We start from the raw sequence: 23,313 nt of genomic DNA, 5'->3' as shown, positions 1-23,313 counted from the left end.
ACCGGATCCCGTGAACCGTTGGACACGACAGCGGACGCCACGGCCCCCGTCGCGCCCCCGCGCGCCGGGGGCACCCGGGCGGTCCTGAACGGAACCACCCTCACCGTCGACGGGCTGATCGCGCTCGTCGACGGTGAGGCCGTGCCCGAGGTGGCCCCCGAGGCACGTGAGCGGGCCGTACGGTCCTGGCACACCGGGCGCAGGCTCGCCGCCGCCGGACGCCTCTACGGCCGTGGTACCGGCGTCGGCGCGCAGCGCGCGGTGCCGGTCGAGGAGGACGACGAGACCGCGCACGGCCTGCGGCTGCTGCGCAGCCACGCGGGCGGCGCGGGCGCGCTGCTGCCCGCCCGCCAGGTCCGCGCCATGCTCGTGGTGCGCGCCAACCAGCTGCTCGCCGGCGGCTCCGGCATCCAGCCCGCCCTCGTGGACGCCCTCGTCGAGGCCCTCCGCCTCGGTGTCCACCCGGCCGTCAACGAGTACGGCGGCGTCGGCACCGGCGACCTGACGGCCCTGGCCCAGACCGGCCTGGCCCTCATCGGCGAACGCCCCTGGCTGGCCTCGCCGCCCCCGCCGCACGCCAACACGCCGCCGCCCGACGCCCCGCCCTCCCCGTCCCCGGCACGGCCCCCGGACACCGTCCCGGGCCCGGCCTCCGCGGACCCGGCCCCCGCCGCCACCGTGGCCGCGGTGGGCGCCGTGGGCGCGGGGACGGGGGACGGCGGCGTCGTGGTGTCCGTGTCCGGGCCGGCCGTCGTCGTCATGCGGGTGCCCGGCGCGGCCGCCGGCGCTCCCGGACCCGTCGAGGGCGCCGTCCGGGACGCCGGGGCGCTCCCCGGCCCCGCCCGCCTTCCCGCCCCCGTCGTGCTCACGCCCGGGGACGCGCTCGCCCTGCTCAGCAGCAACGCCCTCGCACTCGGGCAGGCCGCGCTCGCCCAGCGGGAGCTGGACGTGCTGCTGCGGGCCACGCACGCCGTCGCCGCCCTCTCCCTCGCCGCGGTCTCCGGCTCGACGGAGGCGTACGCGGCGCCGGTGCACGCCCTGCGGCCCTATCCCGGCCCGGCCCGCGCGGCCGGTGAGGTACGGCGGCTGCTCGGCCTGCCCGACCGGCCGCCGCACCACCGGGGCGGCCGCATCCAGGACCCCTTCGGCTTCCGTGCCTTCCCCCAGGCGCACGGCAGCGCCCTGGACGCCTGCGAACGGCTGCGCGACGTCGTCGAGGTGGAGATCAACTGTCCCTCGGAGAACCCGCTGCTGGACCCCGACGGCACGGCCGCCTACCACCACGGCGGCTTCTTCGCCGCGCCGCTGGGCCTCGCCCTGGACGCCGCGAACCTCGCCCTGCTCCAGACCGCGCAGCTCTCCGCCGCCCGGCTGACCGCACTCGGTGATCCCGGGCTCACCGGCCTGCCCGCGTTCCTCGGCGGAGGACCCGCGAGCAGTTCCGGCACGATGATCCTGGAGTACACCGCCAACTCGGCGCTGGCCGAGCTGCGTTCGGCGGCGGCGCCCGCCTCCGCGGGACACGCCGTCCTGTCGCGCGGCCTGGAGGAGGCCGCCAGCTTCGCCGGTCAGGCCGCCCGCCAGAGCCTGCGGGCGGCGTCCGCCTACGCCGTCGTCGTCGCCTGCGAACTCGTCGCCGCGGTGAGGGCGTCGAGGATGCGTCCGGACGGGGCGGGGCCGCCGCCACCGGCCGGCGTCCTCGCCCTCGCCGCGGCCGTCCTCCCCGCGGGCACCGAGGACCGTCCGCTCACCGGCGACGTGACCGCGGCCGTCGGACTGCTGCCGCGCCTGGCCGCGTTGTGAGCGGACGCCCGTGCCGACGGGCCCCGTTCAGTACCCGACGGAGAACGTCGCGTCCTGCTTCTCGGTCGCCGTCGAGACCGGGTCGATGCGCAGGACGTAGTTCGAGTGCCGGATGTAACGCGTCGGGTTGTTGTACGAGCGGAACGAGGACCACGCCGGGTCGGCCAGGCCCGCCGTACGGTAGAAGGTCGCGTCGCCGGCGAACGTCGAGGTGCCGTCGTTGACGTCCAGCTGGAGCCGGTAGTTGTAGTGCCTCAGGTACCGGGTCGGGTAGTTCACCGACTGGAAGGAGACCCCGGAGCCGTCGGCCAGGCCGGGCACGAGCTTCCACTGCGAGTCGGTGTACAGGTCGAAGGGGTAGGCGTCGATGCGGCCGACGTAGTCGGCGTGGCGGACGTAACGGTCGGGGAAGTTGTAGGACTTGAGCCGGTTCCAGGCGGGCGCGCCCCACTTGGCGACGAGGTTGCTGTACTGGGTCCCGGTGATGGTCGTGATGCCGCAGTGCTTGGAGTTCACCGGCTGCGTGTACGTCCGCTGGTCGAGCGCGGTCCAGGTGCCCGCCGAGAGGTCGCCCGACTGCCACGCGTAGAAGACGCCGTTGGGGGTGTACGTGTCCCCCCAGAGCCACCAGGTGCCCGAGGTGAGCGACTTGACGAGCGTCGGTGCCTCGGTGCCGCCGTGCGCGACCCCCGTGCTGAAGGCCGTGAAGCTGCCGGGGTCCAGCGAAGTGGAGCGTGCGCCCACCAGCGTCTGGTCCTTCTTGAAGTACAGGTAGTTGACGCCGTTCACGCCCACGGCCATGTCACCGTCGATGACGTCGTAGCCGGGGTCGAAGAAGACCTGGGGCGCGGACGCGGTGACGAAGTCGGTCGTGTAGTTGACCATGATCACGTTGTGGCCGCTGCTGTTCACGGCGGAGTAGATGAGCGCGTACTGTCCCCGGCCGGCGTCCCAGAAGGCCTCCGGCGCCCAGCAGTGGGTGTTCATGTCGTGCAGCTTCAGCCGGTGGTAGCCGGTGAAGGTGCGCAGGTCGGTCGAGTTCCACACGTGCACGTACTGGCTGACGTAGCTCCAGTCGGTGCCCTTGAGGTCGGTGGCGAGCACCACGAAGGTGCCGTCCTGCTTGCGCAGGATGAACGGGTCGCGCAGTCCCAGTGCCCCGTCGGTGGGGGTGACCACGGGGTTGTTCTGGTTCAGCGGCATCCACTGCAACCCGTCCGTGCTGACGGCCAGATGGAGGCCGTAGTCGGAACCGGCGCCGAGGCTGGTCGTCTCGGTGAAGTAGCTCATCACGTACGCCGAGTCGGCCGCGTGGGCGGCCGGGGTGCCGAGGGTGAGAGCCAGCGGGACGGAGGCGGCCGCGCCCAGGAAGAGGCGGCGGGACGGGTCGGGGGTCATGTGCGCTCCAGGGATGCGGGGGCCCTTCGGTACCGACCGGTGAGGCCCTTGACGCCGACCGGCGGTCCGAAATGTCGAACATGGTTCGGTGAATCGGTCAGAAAGTAGGGGTGTGCGGGAAACAGGTCAATCACCGGGACAGGCTTGGCGGTTTTCCGCCGCGTACCTGTGCGTGACCCATGGAAATTCCGGCGACCCGGTCCATGTGCCGGGTTAGGGTCGGCGACCGTGAACAGAAGACGGCGCAAGAAACTGACGAAGCGTCTGACCGCGGCGGCGATGTGCGGGGGAGGCCCCGGGATCGACCTGCTGCTGCGCGCCGGAGCCGACCCCGCGGCCGCCGACGGGGACGGCACGACCCCGCTGTACGCGGCCTGCGTCCAGGGCGACGCCGTCACCGCCCGCCGGCTCCTCGCGGCCGGTGCGCCGCCCGACGCCGAGAGCGCGGGGCCGGGCGCCGAGGGAACGCCCCTGTGCGCGGCCGCCTGCTGGGGGCACACCGAGACCGTCCGTACCCTCCTCGCCCACGGTGCCGACCCCGGGCTCCGCGAGGACCGGGGCACCGGCCGCACGCCGCTCGAATGGGCGGCCGCGGGACCCCACCCGGAGACGGTCGCCGTACTGCGGGCCGCGGGAGCGCGCTGACCGTCAGCGGGCGGCGCCCCGCACCGGTCCGACGTCCTCGATCAGCCGGTCGATCAGGGCGATCAGGACGTCCCGGCACGACTCCCGTTCCCGCGCGTCGCACAGCAGCACCGGAACCCGGGCCGGCAGCGCCAGCGACTCCTTGATCTCCTGCGTCGGGTACGGGTGCAGCCCGTCGAAGCCGTTCGCCGCGACGACGAAGGGGATGCCCCGGCGCTCGAAGAAGTCGATGGCGGCGAAACTGCTCTGCGGGCGTCGTACGTCGAGGAGCACCACCGCCCCCAGCGCGCCGATCGCCAGGTCGTTCCACATGAACCAGAACCGCTGCTGGCCCGGCGTACCGAAGAGGTACAGCACCAGGTCATCGCCGATGGTGATCCGCCCGAAGTCGAGCGCCACGGTGGTGGACCGTTTCTCCTCGATGCCCTTCAGGTCGTCCACGTCCAGCCCCGCGACGGTCAGCGGCTCCTCCGTGCACAGCGGCGCGATCTCGCTGACCGCGCCGACCATCGTGGTCTTACCGACACCGAAGCCCCCGGCGATGAGGATCTTCACCGTGTCGGGCGCCGCCGGATCGGCGCCGGGGACGGTGGAAGCGGTGGAATCAGATCCGGCCAAGGCCGTCCCTCACTTTCTCCAGCAGATCGAGATCCGGGGTGCCGGTGACGGGCCGGGGCGGCCGGGCCGTGATCAGACCCGCCTCCAGCAGATCGCAGAGCATGATGACGACCACGCTGACCGGCAGGTCGAGATGGGCCGCGACCTCCGCCACGGCCAGCGGCCGGGCGCACAGCCGCAGGATCCGGCCGTGCTCCGGCTGCGGCCGGACCGCCCGCTCCGGTGGCGGGTCGACCGCGGTCACCGTCGTGATGAGCGTGAAGTCGGCACGGCTGGGCCGGGTCCGGCCACCGGTGAGGGTGAACGGCCGCACGAGCCGGCCCGCTTCGTCGCCTCCGCTCACCTCACCCGCCGTTGGTGCGCACTGCGGGACCGACATGGGCCCGCGGTGCCGCGCTGAGGTGCTCACCGATCTTCTTGACCAGCATGTTCATCTGGTACGCCACCACGCCGACGTCCGCGTTCTTCCCCGCGAGCACGACGAGGTGGGCGCCGGGGCCCGCCGAGGTGAGGATGAGGTAGCTGTGGGCCATCTCGATCAGCGCCTGGCGCACCGGTCCGCCGCGGAAGTCCATGCTGACGCCCCGGCTGAGGCTCATCAGCCCCGACGCGGTCGCCGCCAGCCGTTCGGCGTCCTCTCGCAGGAAACCGGTCGACTTGCTCACCACCAGGCCGTCCTCGGAGAGCACGACGGCCTGGTTCACGTCGGCGACCCGGTCCACGAGACCGGTGAGCAGCTGGTCGAGCTGGGGGTTGGTGCCAGGGATGGAGCGTGTCATCGCGAGTCCTTCATGAGCGGTCGGCGGGGGGTGTCGGGGTCGGGGAGGAGGGGCCTGCGGCGGTGACCGCCGGGTCGTCGGCCTCCTCGGCGGGTGAGGGCGAAGAGCCGTTGTGCGGTCCTTCGGCGTCGGCGTGTGCTCGCAGCGTGCCGCGCTGGAAACCGGCGAGGGAAGAGGCCGCACGTTCCGCGGTGAAATCGTCCGGGAAACCGTCCTCGTCGACGGGGGCCGCGGCGCGGTCGTCGCGCAGCTCGGTGGCCAGGCTGGTCTGCGGCACCCTGCGGGGCAGCGGCGTCATCCCGGTCGCCCGGCCGCCGGCCGCCCCTACCGGACGGTCACCCCCGTCCCCGCTCCCGCCCGGCGCACCGGACCGGACGAGGTGACCATGCGCGGTCCCCACGGCACCCGCGGTACCCGCCGCCGGGTCCGCGGGGACCGCCGGGGTGGCCACGTCGGCGTGATCGGTGGCGGCGGCCGTCGGGGTCGCAGGGGCGGTCGCGTCGGCCGGGCCGACCGGAGCCGTGTCGGGGGCCGTAGGCGCGATCGTGTCCGCCGGATCGCCGGCCGGGGTCGCCGAGGCGGCCGTGTCCGCCGGAGCGGCGGCGCCGGTCACCGGAGTCGCCGGAGCGGCCGTGCCCGCCGGAACGGTGCCGGGGGCCGGCGCAGTCGTCGGGCCGGCCGAGGCGGCCTTGTCCGACGGACCGGTGCCGGGGGCCGCCGGGGATTCGCGGACGACCGTGTCGTGGGGGATCAGTACGATCGCCGTCGTGCCGCCGTACGGCGAGGAGCGCAGGGTGACCGTGATGCCGTGCCGGTTCGCGAGCCGCGCGATCACGAACATGCCCAGCCGCAGGTCGTCGGCGAGTGCCACCACGTCGAACTGCGGGGGGACTGCCAACTGTGCGTTGAAGGAGGCGTAGTCCTCCTCGGACAGCCCGAGGCCCCGGTCCTCGACCTCGATCGCCAGGCCCCGGGCCACCAGCGTGGCCCGTACCCCGACCGGGCTGGGCGCCGGCGAGTAGGCCGTCGCGTTGTCGATGAGCTCCGCGAGCAGGTGGATCACGTCCGCCACCGCGGGCGGGGCGATGTACACCTCCTCCTCGGTGTGCACCTCGGCCCGCCGGTACTCGGCGACCTCCCCGACGGCACTGCGCAGGATGTCGATCAGCGCCACCGGCTCCGTCCAGCTGCGTCCGGGACGGCCGCCGCTGATGATGACGAGGTTCTCCTCGTAACGGCGCAACTGGCTCGCCGTGGAGTCCAGTTCGTACAGCCCGGCCAGGACGTCCGGGTCCTGGTGCCGCCGCTCCAGCGCGTCGAGCTTGCTGAGCTGGAGATTGACCAGGTTCTGGCTCTGCCGGGCGATGCCCAGGATGACCTTCTGGAAGCCCCGCCGGGTGTCCGCCAGTTCGACCGCGGTGTGCACGGCCGTCCGCTGCGCCGTGTTGAACGCCTGGGCCACCTGGCCGAGTTCGTCGCCGCCGTAGTCCAGCCCCGGCGCGGCCGTGTCCACGTCGACGGTCTCGCCCCGGTCCAGCCGGGCCACGACGTCCGGGAGCCGCTCGTGCGCGAGGCTGAGCGTGGCCATGCGCAGCCCGTGCAGCCGCCGGGACAGCGAGCGGGTGATCCGCCAGGACATGCCCACGCACACCAGCAGGGCCACCAGACCGCCGGCGCTCAGCGAGGCCGCCGTGATGAGCAGGTGACGTGCCTCGTCCGCGCTGCGCTGGAGCAGGGCCGTGGTCTGGAGCCGGATCAGCCCCGCGTACTGGTCGGAGACCTCGATGAGCGCGGCGCGCCAGTCCTTCTGCACGTCCGGCAGCAGCACGTCACCGTTGCGGCTCTGGCTCGACCGGGCCGCGAGCACCCGGTCCTCGACGGACTGGAGGATCTGCCACTGGTAGCTGGTGAGGATCTTCTCGGTCTGCGCCTTCGCCGTGCCGGTGAGCGAGGGGACGATCTGGTCCTGCACGAGCCAGCGCCGGGTGTTCACCAGCTGGGCGAAGGCGGCCCAGGTCTTGGCGTCCATCCGCCCACCGGGCCCGGCGAGGGTGAGCTGGAGGTCCTCCTCGGAGACCAGCTCCGCCGCGTGCTCCAGGGCGACCAGCGGGCCGGCCTGCGAGGTGAGGTCGCCGTCGTCGACCTGGGACAGTTCCTGGAAGGCGTGGATCTGGTCGTCGATGACCGAGGTGTACTGGTCCAGTGCCTGGGCGGCGGTGATGTCGGTGGGGTCGTCCACCTGGCCCCGGTAGTACTCCAGGCTTCCCACGGAGGCGACGACCGAGTACAGCCGGTCCCTGACCCGCGCCGGTGCCTGCTGGATGTCGTCGGACCGGGCCACGAGCTCGGCGACCGCCGTGTCCGTCTTGCGGCGCTGGGCCTCCAGCGCGGCCCGGGATCCCGCGGGCCGCGAGGCCAGCCACACGGCCGACAGGCTGCGTTCCTGCTGGAGGGCGAGCGTCGCCTCGGTGCCCATGGCTCCGGTCGAGCGGCTCAGTCCGGTCTGCGCGCGCAGCCGGAGACCCTCCTCGAACATCTGGGTCGTCGTCACACCCCACATGGCGGCGAGGGTGACGCCGGGCACCAGTGCCAGCAGGATGAGGGAGAGACGTATGGAGCCGAGTCGGCGGCGCCGGGCACCTGTCCGTGCAGACATGGTCGTCCTAGGGCGATGAGCGAGGGGGAGGGGGGCTGGGCGGGGCGGAGCCGGTCCGCTCAGCGGGTTCCGGCTGCGGCGAAGCGGGCGACCTCGGCGACGTTGGTCTTCGTGACGAAGGCCGGACCCGTCAGCACGGGTGCCACACCGCCGCCGCTGAGGTTGCCGTTGGTCTTGTAGAGCCAGAGGGCGTCGACGGCCAGATAGCCCTGGAGATAGGGCTGTTGGTCCACGGCGAACTGGACGCTGCCCTCGCGGACGGCGGTGACCAGGTCCTTGTTGAGGTCGAAGGTGGCGACCTTGGCGCCGCTGTCCGCCTGGTCCGCCGCCTTTACCGCGGCGAGCGCGAACTGGGCGCCGTTGGTGATGACTTCGTCGATGTCGGGTTCCTGGCGCAGCCGCGCCGCCACGGTGGTGGTGACGGCGTCCATGTCCGTTCCGTCCACGTAGAGCATCTCGGTCTCGCCGGTGAACGTCTTCTTCACGCCCGCGCAGCGCGCCTCCAGGGCGATGTTGCCCCGCTCGTGGATCACGCACAGGGCGTGCTTGGCGCCGAGGCCGTCCAGCTTGTCGCCGACGGCCCGGCCCGCGACGCTCTCGTCCTGGCCGAAGTACTCCACGAGCCCCGCCGAACGCCAGGCGTCGATACCGGAGTTGAGTCCCACCACGGGTATCCCGGCCGCCCTGGCGCGGGCCACCGGGCTCTTCATGGCCTGCGGCTTGGCGAGGGTGACCGCTATGCCGTCCACCCGGTCGGCGATCGCGTCGCGGACCAGTTCTGCCTGTCCGCCGGCGTCGGAGTCACTGGCGTAGGTCAGGTCGACGCCGTCCTTGGCGGCCGCGGCTTCGGCGCCCTTGCGCACGAGTTCCCAGAAGTCGTCGCCCTTGGCGCCGTGGGTGACCAGGGCGACCTTGAGCCGGTCGCCCGGCCCGTCTGCCGCCTTTCCCTCCGAGCCGGACGCGGTGGCGCCGGAGCAGCCGGTCAGCAGGAGGAGACAGCAGACCGCCGTGAGGGCGGTGCGGCGGACGGACCCGTGGGGGCCGTCCGCGGATCGAGCGGGGAGGGGAGTGTTCATGGGGGGCTGCACCTCGCTGTGCGGCAGTGCGGGGAGGACGGGCGAACATCGCCGGGGCGAGGGGTGTGCACCGGCTGGAGGGATTCGTTGGCTCGGAGCCAACCGTGTGTGACCGCTGGGAGTCAAGTGAGCCACCACTTGGTGCGAGGCGCCGCTGCCGCATCGTGATGCTGGAGGGGGCCCCGGCGGCCCGGAGGAGCATAACCGCAGTTGAATTGACTGATCGTCAATCCAGCGGACCCCTCCCGCGGGTCGCGCCGGACGCCCACCGGCGGTGGCACGGTGCGCTGCATCTCGGGATCGGCGCCCCTCGCGGCGGCGGTACGGGTCCACGCGACGGCACGCGACGCCCCGGACAGCGCCCGGCGAGACATCCCGCGCCCCCGGGCCGCGGGCGATGGTGCGTCCCTCGCTTCCGGGCGGCGCTTCGTGGGGCGTCCGGCGGGGGCCCGGGCCATGGGGGGGGGAGCGCGGGTATGTGCGGGTGCGCGGTGCGCGGAAACCGGCGGGGCCGGGACCGGCCCGCTGTGCGCAGGTCGTCCCGGCCCCGCCGGTGAGGTGACGTACGGCCGTGTCCACGGCCGCGGGTCCGGTCCGCGGGCGTCCGCGTCAGGCGGGTTCGCCCGCTCCCGAGAAGCCGTCCTTGCGGACCGACTCGGCGTGCGTCTCGGTCCGGGCTTCCTTGCGCTCCTGCCGGCGGCTCTTGCGCGGCTCCTGGTCGGGCAGCCAGCCGAAGGAGATGCTGCTGCCCACGGCCCCCAGCAGGAGGCCGACGACGAAGCCGCCGATGTTCGACGTGAGCCAGGTGCCCAGGGAGAGCAGGATGGCGATGATCGAGTAGAACAGCCGCTGGGTCGGGTTGAAGAGGATCAGCAGACCGCAGACCACCATCAGGGAAGGCAGGAGGTATCCCGCCAGTCCCTGCATGCCCACATGAAGGATCACCGGGAGCGGTGCCTTCATGGTCACCAGGATCTCCGCGCCACCCAGGACGAGCAGCACGCCGCCCGCGAAGGGCCGGTGGCCCCGCCACACCCGGAAACGGTCCCGCCACTGGGTGAAGGTCATTACTTGCAGCCCTCGCTCGAGAAGCTCATCTTCAGGCCGGGCAGCTTGAAGACGGCCGCGGTGGCGGCGTAGTTGTGCTGGTACAGGTTCTTGATGACGACCGTGTCCGCCTGCTGGCCGTAGACACCCGCGGGGCCCTGGATCGGGACCTTGTCGAAGGTGCTGGAGTCGCGGCCGATCTCGATGTTGTTGAACTCGGCGTCGCCCGAGATCTCGTCGGAGTCGATCGCCAGGTTCTTCACGCTCACCGGGGTGGACCCGGCGCCGGCCCGCAGGATCAGCTGGATGCCGCCGAGGTCGACGCTCTGGCACATGTTGGTGATCTTGCCGTTCTTCACGACCGAGGTGACGACCAGGACCTGGCCGCCGGTGTCGCCCTGGTTGGGGCTGTTCTCGATCATGTTGTCCAGGCCGCCGAACTGGGCGAAGCCCTCGCCGTCCAGCCGGTCCGCGGTGACCACGAACGGCATCCCGGAGATCGCGAACTGCACGCCCAGGGCGCCCTGGGCGGTGAGGACCGCGAGTCCCGCGGCGACGAAGGTGGCGGGCACCGCCATGACGGCGGCCCGGCGCAGCCGGACCCGGCCGCGTCTCTCTGCGGAACCGCTTTCGGGGTTCTCGGGGGTGTTGTCGGCGGACGAAGTGACGTCCGGGGACGAGGCCATGTCTGCTCCCATGCGCTGAGTCGTGCGGGTTGGGCTTCCGTGGCACGTTGTCCTGGCGCGGACAGCGGCTGCCGCGTACGCCTCCTCACAACTCCCGGATGCCGCAAGGGCTTTCTGGTTACGCAGCAGTAGCCGTCCAGGAAGTTACCGATGGTTACACCACCCGGTCAAGGGAGATGTGGAAAAAGGGTGTTCATTATGTGCCGCCTGCGGGCCGTACGTCCCGACGGGCTTTCGCATATATCTGTCGGACCATCAACTTGCTCTCATTGTATTGACGTTGACTGTCCATCAGGTCTACAACTCTCCCTGGCTCAGCCGGGATCCGTGGCGCCGGATCCGCAGCGCGGCGTCCCTGCCGCGCTCCCGGACGCTTCTCGACCAGTCCGTGCCACTCGGCCCGGGCTCGATCCCTACCGGCACCGGTACGGCCGCTTCCCCCCAGCGGGCCGGCCGGTCGCCCTCGCCGCCCGGTCCGGCCGGAGTCACCCACCAGTGCCTACGTCCGGTCACCGGCCGGCCGCCGTTGCCGGTCCGTCACGTACGGAGAAGGCGTCACGGGCCGGCGGCGGCGGACGCCGATCCGCGTCCCCCTCCCTGTTGCGACCAGCGGCGCGGCGGCACACCCCGCACATCAACCCCCCGAAAAGCCCCACTTGAGAAAGAGGCACCCGCATGCGCACTCGCTCCCTCCTCGCCCTCGCCGGTACCGTCGCCGCGCTCTCGCTCACGGCCGTCACCCCGGCCTCCGCGGCCGGCGCGGTGCTGACGACCGCCAACGGCGACGTGGCCGTCGGCGACGTCCTCAACGCCTCCCTCGCCAGCGGCACGACCGCCACCCTCTACTCCAGCGCGACCGGCACCAGCGGCGTCTCCTGTGCCTCGTCCGGCTTCAGCGCCACGGTGACCGACAACCCCACCGCGCCCGGCACGGCGACCGAGTCGCTCACCGCGCACACCTTCGGCAGTTGCACCGCGAACGTCATCGGCGTGCTCGGCGTCACCAGCGTCACGGTCAACAACCTCCCCTACACCACGAGCGTGTCCTCGGGCGGCACCGTCACCGTGACCCCGGCGAGCGGTTCCACCATCCAGACCACGGTCGTGCTGCGCACCCTGCTCGGCAGCATCAACTGCGTCTACCAGGCGCCCAGCCTGACCGGCACGGCCAACAACGCCGACAACAGCATCAACTTCGCCAGCCAGCAGTTCACCAAGACGTCCGGCTCGTCGCTCTGCTTCGCGAACGGCTACTTCACCGCCAAGTACTCCCCGGTGACCGACGCGGGCGCGGCCGTCACCGTCAACTGACCCACCGTCGCACCATGTGAGAAGAACAGGCGCGGCCCGTCCGCGTGACCGTCACCCGGTCATCGCGCGGACGGGTTCAGCGCCGACGCAGTCGCGCGACCAGGGCGGCGCCGCCGGTGAGCACCAGCACCGCCGCGGCGCCGCCCGCCAGCACGGGCGCGGACGGTCCGGAGCCGCCCCCGGACACGGACGCCACCGGGGTGCTGTCCGGTCCGGCCGCCGCCTCGGCGGGCGCGGCGGCGGACACGGTCGACGCGGACGGAGCGGCTGAGGGCGAGGCGGGCGTCGTGCTCGCCGAGGCCACACTCGTTGACGCCGTGGGCCGGGCCGCGGCCGGTGTCTTCGTCGTCGCGCCTGACTTCGGCTCGCCCTTCGAGGCGGCCGCCGCGGGGAACACCACGTCCGAGCACGAGTAGTAGGTGTCGGGCGTACTGGTGTTCTGCCAGATCGTGTAGAGCATCTGACGCCCCGTCCGGTCGGCGGGCAGCTTCGCCGTGAAGCGGTAGGCGCCGTTCGTCAGGGGCGGGTCCTCGACCTCGGCGAACGGACTCGCCGGGAGATCGGACCAGGTGAGCGGCTTCGTCGGGTCGTACCCCGGTTTCGTCAGATACAGCTTGAACGTGCCGGTGTGCGCGATCGTCGAGGCGTACGTCATGCGCAGGGTCCCGCCCGGGGTGAGCCGGGTCGAGGGCCAGTCGGCGCGGGCGAGGTCGAGTCCTTTGTAGGCGGGCAGACCGCCGCTGCACAGCCGTCCGTCGGGAACGGTCTGCCGGTCGCGGCCGTTCACGTCGGCCACCCGCAGGTTGTCCCATGCGGCGAAGGAGGTGCCGTTCGCCGCGATCGCCGCCCGGCAGGCCGCCGTCCTCGCGTCGGCCCCGCCCTCGGGGGAACAGGCGTACACCCGGCTGACCGGATCCGTCGGCGCGCCGTGCGCCTGGGCCGGTGCGGCGGCCCACAGGCCCAGCAGCAGCGGGCTCAGCGCGGCGGTCGCCAGTGCTGCGGTGCGGTGTGCGGTGGTGCGGGGCATCGGGGACGTCTCCTCGGCCGGCGCGGGAACGGTCAGCCGTCAGTACGGGATCGCGGCCCGGCGCGTTCAGCGCGCCACCCCGGGCCCGCCGCGGCGCCCTCCGCTTCGTGACCGTCAAGGGTGCCGTTCCGGCCGGATCGAGGGTTTCCCCCGTATCCGGATGACCAGTTCTTTGCCTATCGTTCCCCCACAGCCGCCCCACAGGTAACCCCGACCGGGTCGGCGTGCGCGCCCGGCCGGCTCTTCTGCGCCCTTCGAGGCACCCCCCGCCGCTTCCCCATCGAAGCGAAAAGACCGCCGCTCCGCCCTGTCCGGAGCCGGTGACGAAAGGCATCCCCTTGCGCACCTCCCCCGCCCTGAGACGGAAGCTGATATCCGTCGCCGCGTCCTCCGCGGCCCTGCTCACCGCCGCGTCGACCGCCTCGGCCGTGGCGGCCCAGGAACCCGTCCCCGCCGGTTCCGCCCACCCCACCGCACAGATCTCCGCCGCGACCGAGGCGGCACCCGGCGTCCCGGCCGAGCGCCTCATCGTCGGCTACAAGTCCGGCGCCGCGGAGGCGAAGTCGAACCCGGCCGCCGAGGCCGACGCCGCCGCCAAGGGCCGGGCGAGCGGTGAGGACGTCGACTTCCGGCGACGGCTCGGCACCGGCGCGGCCCTCGTCGGTCTCGGCGACGGCCTCTCGGCGGCGGACGTCGCCGACGTCGTCGACCGCTACCGGGCCGACCCGGAGGTCGCCTACGTCGTCCCGGACCGGCTGAACAAGCCGAAGGCCGACCCGAACGACACCGAGTACGCCAAGCAGTGGGACCTCTACGAGACCACCGCGGGCATGAACGTCCCCGGCGCCTGGCCCACGTCGACGGGTACGGGTGTCACGGTCGCCGTCATCGACACCGGTTACGTCGCCCACAGCGACCTCGCCGCGAACATCGTCGGCGGCTACGACTTCATCGCCGACACGGCCGTCTCCGTCGACGGCGACGGCCGCGACGCCAACCCGGCCGATCCGGGCGACCACTACGCGGCCAACGAGTGCGGTTCGGGCATCCCGGCCTCCAACTCCTCCTGGCACGGCACCCACGTGGCCGGCACCATCGCCGCCGTCACCGGCAACGGCAAGGGCGTCGCGGGCATCGCGTACGGCGCGAAGATCTCCCCGGTCCGCGTGCTCGGCAAGTGCGGCGGCTACGACTCCGACATCATCGACGCGATCACCTGGGCGTCCGGCGGCACGGTGTCCGGTGTGCCCGCCAACGCCGATGTCGCCAAGGTCATCAACATGAGCCTCGGCGGGGACGGCGCCTGCACCTCGGCGACGCAGACCGCGATCACCGCCGCGGTGAACCGGGGCACGACCGTCGTGGTGGCCGCCGGCAACGAGAACGACAACGTCGCCAACCACTCGCCGGGCAACTGCAACAACGTCATCTCGGTGGCGGCGACCAACCGCACCGGCGCCCGGGCGTCCTACTCCAACTACGGCTCCCTCGTGGACATCTCGGCGCCCGGCGGCCAGACCAGCACCGGCACCGCGAACGGCATCCTGTCCACCCTCAACTCCGGGACCAAGGCGCCGTCCGCCGAGTCGTACGCCTACTACCAGGGCACCAGCATGGCCACCCCGCACATCGCGGGCCTGGTGGCGCTGGTGAAGTCGGCGAACCCGGCGCTGACCCCGGCCCAGATCGAGGCGGCCGTCAAGGCCAACGCCCGCGCCCTGCCCGGCGCCTGCTCCGGCGGGTGCGGAGCGGGTCTGGCGGACGCCGCGCGGACGGTGCAGGCGGTGAGCGGCTCCGGCGGCTCCACGGCGGGCACCACCTACGCCAGCACGACCGCTCTTTCGATTCCCGACAACGGGGCGGCCGTCGAGTCGCCGATCACCGTCGGCGGCCGTACGGGCAACGCCCCGAGCGCCCTTCAGGTCGGGGTCGACATCACCCACACCTACCGCGGTGACCTGGTGATCGATCTGGTCGCCCCCGACGGCACCGCCTACCGGCTCAAGGCGGCCAGTTCCTCCGACTCCGCCGACAACGTCACCACCACCTACACGGTGGACGCTTCCGGCGAGAGCGCGAACGGCACCTGGAAGCTGCGCGTACAGGACACCGCGGCGCAGGACACCGGCAGGCTGAACGGCTGGAAACTGACCTTCTGAGTGGTTTCGCCGTCGTCTCGTGCGACGAACGGGGCGGGCCGGCCGGTGTCGAGGGACACCGGCCGGCCCGCCCGTTTTCGCGTCGGTCACCGGGCCGGTGCCCGGCCGACGGCCTCCGGCGCGCCACGGCACGTCCGCGGTCCGCGGGCCCACGGGGGTCCGTGCCCGTCGCCACCCCGTATCAGGCCCGACGACAAACGGAAACAGCGCAACCCGTCTTTTTCATTTCCGTCTCGATTATGCCTCCGGTACGTTCTGTGTGGGATGCTCCCGTCAGGGGGCCGACAACGTCCCACAAGTCGGCGGCGCATGACGGCTGTCGGCGCATTTCACCCCTTGGCCTCACTGCCGTACCGTGAGCTATTGTGTACGCGGGGTGAGAAAAAACGGCATGTCCCGTTCGTTACCGGCCCGGGAGAGTACCAGTCGATGGCGAGGCAGTTACGCGCCGAACAGACCCGCACGACGATCATCACGGCCGCCGCCGACCTGTTCGACCGGCACGGCTACGAGTCGACGAGCCTCAGTGACATCGTCGCGCACGCCCATGTGACCAAGGGCGCCCTCTACTTCCACTTCGCCGCGAAGGAGGATCTCGCCCATGCCATCATGGAGCTCCAGTCCTCGGCCTCCCGCCGGATCGCCGGTGAGATCGACGACCGCGGCTACGCCTCCCTCGAAGCACTGATCCGCCTGACGTTCGCCCTGACCCGGCTGTCCGTCGAGGGCCCGATCGCCCGGGCCGGACTGCGGCTCGCCACCGGCGGAGTGCCGGTCCGGCCGCCTCTGCCGCACCCCTTCGTCGAGCTGACCGACCTGATCTCCCGCCGGCTCGGCGGCGCGCTCAAGGAATCCGACATCCATCAGGACGTCGACATCGATGCCGTGGCCCATTCCCTGGTCTGTTTCTTCGTCGGCACCCGCGTCGTCGGCCGCACCCGGGAACCCGCCGGCCGGCTGCCCCGCCGGATGGCCGAGATGTGGCACGTCCTCATCCGCGGCCTGGTGCCCGTACCCCGCCGGCCCCGCTATCTCAGCCTCGCCGCCCGGCTGGAACGCGAGATCATGCCCGCGGTGTGAGGGCGCGGCGCCCGGTCGTGCCGCGGGTGAGGCTCGGCCCCGCCGACGGGCCCCCGGGATACGGTGATCCGCATGTCCGACACCCCCGCGCCGCCCGTGATCCTCGGCGACGAGCCCGGCTCGTTCCCCCACAGCGTGCTCGCCGAACGGCACCCGGCGATCATCCGGCAGGTACGCGAGGCGTTCCCCTACGGTCCCGACGTCCACCGGAGACTGGACGCCCTGCGGGAGAGCTGCGCCGAGGGCGTCGTCGAAGCCCTCCCCGACACGGCGCCCGACCGGGACCGGTGGCGCGACTGGGGTCTCGACGCCTACGTCGGCCGCTCGTGGTTCGACGTGCCCTGGCTGTGGTCGGAGAGCTACTTCTACCGTCAACTGCTCGAAGCCGTGGGCTACTTCGGCACCGGGCCCTGGCGGGGCATCGACCCGTTCCGCCCCTTCAAGCTCGCCGAGCTCGACGCACCGGAGACCGACGCGGAACTGGCCGCGCTGGACGGCCTCGGGGCCCGCCCGGCCGGGGAACGGGACCGCGCCCTGCTGCACGGATCCCTCTGGGGCAACCGCGCCGACCTCGGCTTCCGGCTGTCCGACGCCCAGGCGCAGGAACGAGCCGCCGTACCGGCACTGGTCGCCGACGACAGCGACACGTTCTGGTCGCTGCTGCCCGCGGGCGACACCGCCCGCACCCGGACGCTGTGTCTGGTGGCCGACAACTCCGGACGCGAGCTGATCCCCGACCTCCTGCTGGCCGCCCATCTCCTCGCCCAGGGGCGGTGCGGCCGCGTCGTCCTCCATGTGAAGCCGTACCCCTACTACGTCTCGGACGCCACGACGGCCGACGTCGTCGACGCGCTGCGCAAGCTGACCGGAGCGCCGGGAGCCGCCGCGGACCACGGGCGGCGGCTGTGGACGGCCATGGCCGAGGGCACCCTGACGATCCGCGCCCACCCGTTCTCCGCCGCGCCGCTGCCCTGTACGGCGATGCCCGCCGACCTGCGGGCCGAGTTCGCGCAGGCCGCCCTGACCGTCGTGAAGGGCGACCTCAACTACCGCCGTCTGGTGGGCGACAGCAGATGGCCGCCCACCACGCCCTTCGCCGACGTCACCGCGTACTTCCCCGGCCCGGTCGCGGCCCTGCGCACCCTGAAGTCCGACGTGATCACCGGCCTGGACGCCGGCACGGAAGCCGCGCTGGTGGCCGCCGAGGGCCTGCGCTGGCGGACGGGAGGCACACACGCCCTGATCCAGGTACGGGAGTGAAGCCGGAGCGGGACCGATCGCCGTGCGGGAGCGACCGGGTCCACGCGCGCGCACGCCGGGTCCGCCGGGTTTCAGGGCATCGCGCCTGATTCACGCGATGGTGTGATCATGTGTCGCCCGGCGGATGGCTCCGGCGACCCCCGGGTAGGGCCCGGCCATGACGCAACCGTTCGAACTCCCGCACTTCTACATGCCGCATCCCGCGCGCCTGAACCCGCACCTCGAACAGGCGCGGACCCACTCGACGCGGTGGGCACGCGACATGGGCATGCTGGAGGGGTCCGGGATCTGGGAACAGGCCGACCTGGAGGCGCACGACTACGGCCTGCTCTGCGCCTACACCCACCCCGACTGCGACGGCCCCGCGCTGTCGCTGATCACCGACTGGTACGTGTGGGTGTTCTTCTTCGACGACCACTTCCTCGACATGTTCAAGCGCACCCCGGACCGCGCGGCGGGCAAGGCCCACCTCGACCGGCTGCCGCTGTTCATGCCGCTCGACCTGTCGACTCCCGTGCCCGAGCCGCGCAATCCGGTCGAGGCCGGCCTGAAGGACCTGTGGGAGCGCACCGTCCCGCACATGTCGCAGGACTGGCGGCGCCGTTTCGCCGTCGCGACGGAGCACCTGCTCAACGAGTCGTTGTGGGAACTGTCCAACATCGACGAAGGGCGGATCGCCAACCCCGTCGAGTACATCGAGATGCGGCGCAAGGTGGGCGGCGCGCCCTGGTCCGCCGGGCTCGTGGAGTACGCGACCGCCGAGGTCCCGGCCGCCGTCGCGGGCTCGCGGCCGCTGCGGGTGCTGATGGAGACCTTCTCCGACGCCGTGCACCTGCGCAACGACCTGTTCTCCTACCAGCGCGAGGTCGAGGACGAGGGCGAGAACAGCAACGGCGTGCTCGTCCTGGAGACGTTCTTCGGCTGCACCACCCAGGAGGCCGCCGACACCGTCAACGACATCCTCACCTCCCGCCTGCACCAGTTCGAGCACACCGCCTTCACCGAAGTCCCCGCGGTGGCCTTGGAGAAGGGCCTCACCCCCGGCGAGGTCCTCGCGGTCGCCGCCTACGCCAAGGGCCTCCAGGACTGGCAGTCCGGCGGCCACGAATGGCACCTGCGCTCCAGCCGCTACATGAACCAGGGCGCCGTGTCCGGGACACCCTGGAGCAAGCCGACCGGGCCCGGCACCTCCGCCGCCGACCTCGGCGCGCTGCTCGCCCCGGCCGTCGTCGCGGGGGCGCTTCCCGGGCAGCGGGGGAGGCTGCGGGCGTACGCGCACGTGCCGTTCCGGAAGGTCGGCCCGTCGCTGCTGCCCGACTTCCACATGCCCTACGAGGTCAGGCTGAGCCCGCACCTGGAGGCGTGCCGCCCGCGTCTGACGGCCTGGTCGCACCGGATGGGCATCCTGCGCGAGGGCGTCTGGGACGAGGACAAGCTCGCCGCCTTCGACCTCCCGCTGTGCTCGGCGGGCCTGGACCCGGACGCCACCCCCGAGGCGCTCGACCTCAGCGCCCAGTGGCTCGCCTGGGGCACCTACGGGGACGACTACTACCCGCTCGTCTACGGCAACCGCCGCGACCTGGCCGCCGCCCGGCTGACCACGGCCCGCCTCTCGGCGTGCATGCCCCTCGACGGCGAGGAGGCGTCCGTCGTCCCCGTCAACGGCATGGAACGCGGCCTGGCAGACCTGTGGGCCCGCACCACCGCCGACATGACCGCCGACGAGCGGCGCACCCTGCGTGCCGCGATCGACGCGATGACCGAGAGCTGGGTGTGGGAGCTGTCCAACCAGCTCCAGAACCGTGTCCCCGACCCCGTCGACTACCTGGAGATGCGCCGCGCCACCTTCGGCTCCGAGCTCACGCTGAGCCTGTGCCGCATGGGCCGCGGCCCGGCCGTCCCGCCGGAGGTCGGCACGAGCGGCCCCGTCGCCGCGCTGGAGAACGCCGCGATGGACTACGCGTGCCTCACCAACGACGTCTTCTCGTACCAGAAGGAGATCGAGTACGAGGGCGAGATGCACAACGCGATCCTCGTCGTGCAGAACTTCTTCGGCTGCGACTACCCGGCCGCGCTCGGTGTCGTCCACGATCTGATGACCCAGCGCATGCAGCAGTTCGAGCACATCGTCGCGCACGAACTTCCGGTGCTCTACGACGACTTCGACCTCTGCGCCGAGGCGCGCGCGGCGATGGGGCGCTATGTCGAGGACCTTCAGAACTGGCTGTCGGGCATCCTGAACTGGCACCGCGAGGTCGACCGTTACAAGCCGGCCTACCTGGCCCGTCGCACCCACGGCTTCCTGCCGGACCTCGCCCCGGCGGCGCCCCTCCCGCACCTGTCGGCTGCCGGACTCCGGTAGCGCGGGGTCAGTCTCACTCGTTCGTGGCTCGTGGTGTGCCCGGCCCCCGGGTAGATCACCAGCCGGAGGCGAACCATGGAACAGACAGCGTTGCGACCCAAGCCCCTGCCCGGCTCCGAGCCCGGCGGGGGCCGACCGGACACCGGTGCACGGGGGCGTCCCCCGCGCACGGCGCGACGGCGCGGCAAGCGGCTGGCGACCCTGCTGCTCGGCGTGTCCGCGGGCACCGTCCTGGTGCTGTCCGGGGTCGGACTGGCCACCGTGGGGACGACCGTGCTCGGCCTGAGCGCACCGGCCGGGTTCCAGCGGCAGGCGGTCCCGGGCGCCTCGGGCACCGGGCCCGCCCCGGGCCGCCCGGTCCCGGCCGCGCCGTCCGGCGCGTCCCGCCCGCCGGGGTGGTCCGAGGCCTCCGCCGCGACGCCGCGCCCGCCCGGCGCGCCCCTCGGCCTGGAGGCGGTGGACGCCGAAGGGCCGGGCGCCAGGATCGTCGCGGTGCACGTACCCGGCCCCGGCTACCGGGCGGGTCTGGTCCGAGGCGACGTGCTGCTCACGTTCGGCGGCCACCGGATCCGCTCGGCGACCGACCTCGCACGAGCGGTCGACGAGGCCCGACCGGGACGAGCGATCGAACTGACGGTACGTCACCGAGACGGCCGGGAAGCCGCATTGACGGCGCTCCCAGGCGTCGTCACCTGACCGCCCCCCAACGGCGCCGCCCGCCGCGACCCACCGTGGGCGTGACCGCCCCGGCCCGCCGGCGCCCGTCCGTCGGCGTCGTCCGCAGGCCCACTGCCGCGTGGTCGCCCGCGCGGCCTGCCGACGCCCACCCGTGACCCCCCAGGGGCCCTTCCCCTCGTACCGGAACGTTCGGCGTGCCCCGTACCCCCGACCTGACCGGCGCCCCGCCCCTCGGCTGCCGCCGCCGCGCGGCTGACGCCCGCCCCCCACGGCTGACGTCCGGGGGCGGCCGGGGTGGCCCAGTGACGGCCTGGGGCGCCGCACCAAAGCCGACCCCGGTGACGGCCCGGGGCGGCGCCCGAACCCCGGGCCGGACCCGTCCCGGGGGTGTTCGCCCGTGCGTAACATCGTCAACCGGCTCGCGCGACCCCCTCCGTGCGGGCAGGATGCTGCTCGTGGGCGTCTCCACGTCCGTCACGTCCGTCACACGTCAGTCGCCACGTCCATTCTGGGAGGCCCGGATGACCGGCACCGCCCCCGCGCCCTTCACCGCCGACGACTACCGGGCCCGTATGCAGCGGGCCGCGCGGGAGGCCGCCGACGCCGGACTCGCCGGACTGCTCGTGGCGCCGGGACCCGACCTCGTATGGCTCACCGGCTACGCGCCCACCGCCGTCACCGAGCGGCTCACGATGCTCGTCCTCGCCCCCGGCCGGGACCCCGTCCTGGTGGTGCCGACGCTGGAGGCCCCCGACGCCGCGAAGGCGGCCGGCGCCTCCGCGCTCACCCTGCGGGACTGGACCGACGGCAAGGACCCCTACGCCGCCACCGCCGCCCTCCTCGACACGGACGGCCGGTTCGGGATCAGCGACGGCGCCTGGGCGATGCACCTCCTCGCCCTCCAGCGGGCCCTGCCCGCCACCTCGTACGCCTCCCTCACGGACGCCCTGCCGATGCTGCGGGCCGTCAAGGACGCGGCGGAGCTGGAGCTGATGGCGGCGGCCGGAGCGGCCGCCGACGCCGCCTTCGAGGAGATCCGCCGGGTCCCCTTCGGCGGACGCCGGGAGAAGGAGGTCGGCGCCGACCTCGCCGACCTGCTGCGCCGCTTCGGGCACTCCCAGGTCGACTTCACCATCGTCGCCTCCGGGCCCAACGGCGCGAACCCGCACCACGAGGTCGGCGACCGGGTCATCAGGGACGGTGACATGGTCGTCCTGGACTTCGGCGGCCTCAAGGACGGCTACGGCTCGGACACCTCCCGGACCGTGCACGTCGGGGAACCCACCGAGGAGGAGCGCCGGGTCCACGACCTCGTGCGCGAGGCCCAGGAGGCCGGTTTCAGGGCGGTCCGGCCCGGCGTCGAGTGCCAGGAGGTCGACCGGGCGGCCCGCGCGGTGATCACCGACGCCGGGTACGGCGAGTACTTCATCCACCGCACCGGCCACGGCATCGGCGTCACCACCCACGAGCCGCCGTACATGATCGAGGGCGAGGAGCGGCCCCTGGAGCCCGGCATGTGCTTCTCCGTGGAGCCCGGCGTGTACCTGCCCGACCGGTTCGGCGTGCGCATCGAGGACATCGTCACCGTCACCGAGGACGGCGGCCGCCGGCTCAACGACACCACCCGCGAGCTGGTCATCGTGGGCTGACCCACCTCTCAGGAGTCCCGGCACCCATCCGAACGGCGACGACGCGACCATGACCCAGGCACCGACACCCACCGCGGACACCGTCCGCCGGCTGGTCCGCGCCCTCCTCGAGGAGGGCGGCACGGCGGGCGGCCCGGGGCCGGAGGTCCGGCCCGTCGCCCCGGGCGGCACGCCCGCGACCTGGTGGGTCGGCGCCCGCCACGTGCTGCGCCTCGCCACCGACCGCGAGACGACCCTGCGGCGGGCCCGCGAACTGCGGCTGCGCGACCTCGTCCGCCCGCACGTCCCGGTCGCCGTGCCCACCAGCGTCGCGCACGGTGAGTGGTCGCCCGGACTGGTGTACACCCTCGACACCAAGCTGCCCGGCGGCACCGCCGAGGAACACGACGTGTCCGCCGTCGGCGAGGCCGACCTCGCCGGACTGCTGCGCGGACTGCGCGAGGTGCCGCCCCGGCAGGCCGAGACGCTCGGCGTGCCCCGCGTCGCCCCCCGCTCCCTGGAGGCGCTGCGCCGGATGGCCGTCGCCGTCGCCGAACGACTCGCCCGCGCCGACGAGTTCGACCCCACCCGCCTCCACCAGCTGACCCCGCCCGGCGCGGCCCAGCTCGCCGCCCAGCCCGGCAGCGCCGTCCTGGTCCACCACGCGCTGCGCGGCGAGCATCTCGTGGTGAGCGCCGACGGCCGGGTGCGCGGCGTCCTCGACTGGACCGGCGCGGTCCTCGGGGACCCGGCCGAGGACATCGCCGGGCTCGCCCTCGCCGTCGGATCCGGCGCCGCCGTCCGCGCCGCCACCCTCGCCGGTTACGGAGCCCGCCCCTGTCTGCGCGGTCTGTGGCTGGCCCGCTGCGACACCGTCCTGCGGCTCGCGGAAGGTCTCGACGCGCGGACGGCCGGACCCCGGGACGCCGAAGCGCTCGCCCTGCCCCGGACCCGGCTGGGACGGGCCTGGGAGGCGATCCTGCTCGAACGGGTCACCGAGTTCCGCGAGGAGGGCGAGGACGGACCGGACGAGAAGGTGTGAGCCCCCGTCACCGGCACCCCCGCGCCGGCGCCCCCTTCACCTGAGCCCGCGCACCGGC

At 73.0% G+C, this 23,313-nt stretch carries 19 protein-coding genes; 10 read left to right on the top strand and 9 right to left on the bottom strand.

Annotation, left to right across the window (positions count from 1 at the left end):
* Positions 1-18 precede the first annotated feature (18 nt).
* A complete protein-coding gene (locus tag Saso_RS31600; protein WP_189923023.1) occupies positions 19-1,803 on the top strand; it encodes an aromatic amino acid lyase in 1,785 nt (594 codons plus the stop codon).
* Between the two features lie 27 nt (positions 1,804-1,830).
* Here Saso_RS31600 and Saso_RS31595 read toward each other — a convergent pair whose 3' ends face one another.
* On the bottom strand, positions 1,831-3,201 hold the full coding sequence (locus tag Saso_RS31595; protein ID WP_189923024.1) for a glycoside hydrolase family 43 protein: 1,371 nt from the start codon (positions 3,199-3,201) through the stop codon (positions 1,831-1,833).
* Positions 3,202-3,429: 228 nt separating this feature from the next.
* Between Saso_RS31595 and Saso_RS31590 the strand changes: the two genes are divergently transcribed.
* Complete coding sequence (locus tag Saso_RS31590) at positions 3,430-3,846, top strand: ankyrin repeat domain-containing protein (protein WP_189923025.1); 417 nt, start codon at positions 3,430-3,432, stop codon at positions 3,844-3,846.
* Between the two features lie 3 nt (positions 3,847-3,849).
* On the opposite strand, the gene Saso_RS31585 is transcribed toward Saso_RS31590, so the two are convergent.
* The 7 genes from Saso_RS31585 to Saso_RS31555 form a co-directional block, all read right to left on the bottom strand.
* On the bottom strand, positions 3,850-4,464 hold the full coding sequence (locus Saso_RS31585) for a GTP-binding protein (RefSeq protein WP_189923026.1): 615 nt from the start codon (positions 4,462-4,464) through the stop codon (positions 3,850-3,852).
* On the bottom strand, positions 4,451-4,807 hold the full coding sequence (locus tag Saso_RS31580) for a DUF742 domain-containing protein (RefSeq protein ID WP_189923027.1): 357 nt from the start codon (positions 4,805-4,807) through the stop codon (positions 4,451-4,453). Before Saso_RS31580 ends, Saso_RS31585 begins: the two co-directional genes overlap by 14 nt.
* Before the next feature lies 1 nt (position 4,808).
* The gene (locus tag Saso_RS31575; RefSeq protein ID WP_189923028.1) at positions 4,809-5,243 is read right to left on the bottom strand and encodes a roadblock/LC7 domain-containing protein; all 435 of its coding nucleotides are present in this window, start codon (positions 5,241-5,243) and stop codon (positions 4,809-4,811) included.
* A gap of 10 nt (positions 5,244-5,253) precedes the next feature.
* Positions 5,254-7,899: a sensor histidine kinase gene (locus Saso_RS31570; protein ID WP_189923029.1), complete on the bottom strand. Its 2,646-nt coding sequence runs from the start codon at positions 7,897-7,899 to the stop codon at positions 5,254-5,256.
* A 59-nt stretch (positions 7,900-7,958) separates the two neighbouring features.
* A complete protein-coding gene (locus Saso_RS31565; protein WP_189923030.1) occupies positions 7,959-8,975 on the bottom strand; it encodes a substrate-binding domain-containing protein in 1,017 nt (338 codons plus the stop codon).
* 609 nt (positions 8,976-9,584) lie between these two features.
* Positions 9,585-10,043, bottom strand: a complete 459-nt coding sequence (locus Saso_RS31560) for a DUF6114 domain-containing protein (protein WP_189923031.1) — start codon at positions 10,041-10,043, stop codon at positions 9,585-9,587.
* On the bottom strand, positions 10,043-10,708 hold the full coding sequence (locus Saso_RS31555) for a DUF6230 family protein (protein WP_189923385.1): 666 nt from the start codon (positions 10,706-10,708) through the stop codon (positions 10,043-10,045). The genes Saso_RS31560 and Saso_RS31555 overlap by 1 nt, the downstream gene beginning before the upstream one ends.
* Before the next feature lie 675 nt (positions 10,709-11,383).
* Here Saso_RS31555 and Saso_RS31550 point away from each other — a divergent pair.
* Positions 11,384-12,019, top strand: coding sequence for a Tat pathway signal sequence domain protein (locus Saso_RS31550; protein ID WP_189923033.1), 636 nt, complete (start codon positions 11,384-11,386; stop codon positions 12,017-12,019).
* A 76-nt stretch (positions 12,020-12,095) separates the two neighbouring features.
* Here the strand turns inward: Saso_RS31550 and Saso_RS31545 are convergent, their stop codons facing one another.
* Positions 12,096-13,046, bottom strand: coding sequence for a lytic polysaccharide monooxygenase (locus tag Saso_RS31545; RefSeq protein ID WP_189923035.1), 951 nt, complete (start codon positions 13,044-13,046; stop codon positions 12,096-12,098).
* Positions 13,047-13,384: 338 nt separating this feature from the next.
* Here Saso_RS31545 and Saso_RS31540 point away from each other — a divergent pair, with 338 nt between their 5' ends.
* From Saso_RS31540 to Saso_RS31510, 7 genes are all read left to right on the top strand, one after another.
* A complete protein-coding gene (locus tag Saso_RS31540) occupies positions 13,385-15,205 on the top strand; it encodes a S8 family peptidase (protein ID WP_189923036.1) in 1,821 nt (606 codons plus the stop codon).
* Between the two features lie 429 nt (positions 15,206-15,634).
* A complete protein-coding gene (locus Saso_RS31535) occupies positions 15,635-16,285 on the top strand; it encodes a ScbR family autoregulator-binding transcription factor (protein ID WP_189923038.1) in 651 nt (216 codons plus the stop codon).
* A 72-nt stretch (positions 16,286-16,357) separates the two neighbouring features.
* On the top strand, positions 16,358-17,545 hold the full coding sequence (locus Saso_RS31530; protein ID WP_189923040.1) for a damage-control phosphatase ARMT1 family protein: 1,188 nt from the start codon (positions 16,358-16,360) through the stop codon (positions 17,543-17,545).
* 157 nt (positions 17,546-17,702) lie between these two features.
* The gene (gene cyc2 / locus Saso_RS31525) at positions 17,703-19,907 is read left to right on the top strand and encodes a germacradienol/geosmin synthase Cyc2 (protein WP_189923042.1); all 2,205 of its coding nucleotides are present in this window, start codon (positions 17,703-17,705) and stop codon (positions 19,905-19,907) included.
* 75 nt (positions 19,908-19,982) lie between these two features.
* Positions 19,983-20,603: a PDZ domain-containing protein gene (locus Saso_RS31520; RefSeq protein WP_189923044.1), complete on the top strand. Its 621-nt coding sequence runs from the start codon at positions 19,983-19,985 to the stop codon at positions 20,601-20,603.
* 503 nt (positions 20,604-21,106) lie between these two features.
* Entirely contained in the window at positions 21,107-22,234 is a 1,128-nt protein-coding gene (locus Saso_RS31515; RefSeq protein WP_189923046.1) for an aminopeptidase P family protein, read from the top strand.
* 49 nt (positions 22,235-22,283) lie between these two features.
* A complete protein-coding gene (locus tag Saso_RS31510; RefSeq protein WP_189923048.1) occupies positions 22,284-23,255 on the top strand; it encodes an aminoglycoside phosphotransferase family protein in 972 nt (323 codons plus the stop codon).
* Positions 23,256-23,313 lie beyond the last annotated feature (58 nt).

This window comes from Streptomyces asoensis (assembly GCF_016860545.1).
In the GTDB taxonomy this organism is placed as follows: domain Bacteria; phylum Actinomycetota; class Actinomycetes; order Streptomycetales; family Streptomycetaceae; genus Streptomyces; species Streptomyces asoensis.
This window is presented reverse-complemented; position numbering and strand designations above follow the sequence as displayed.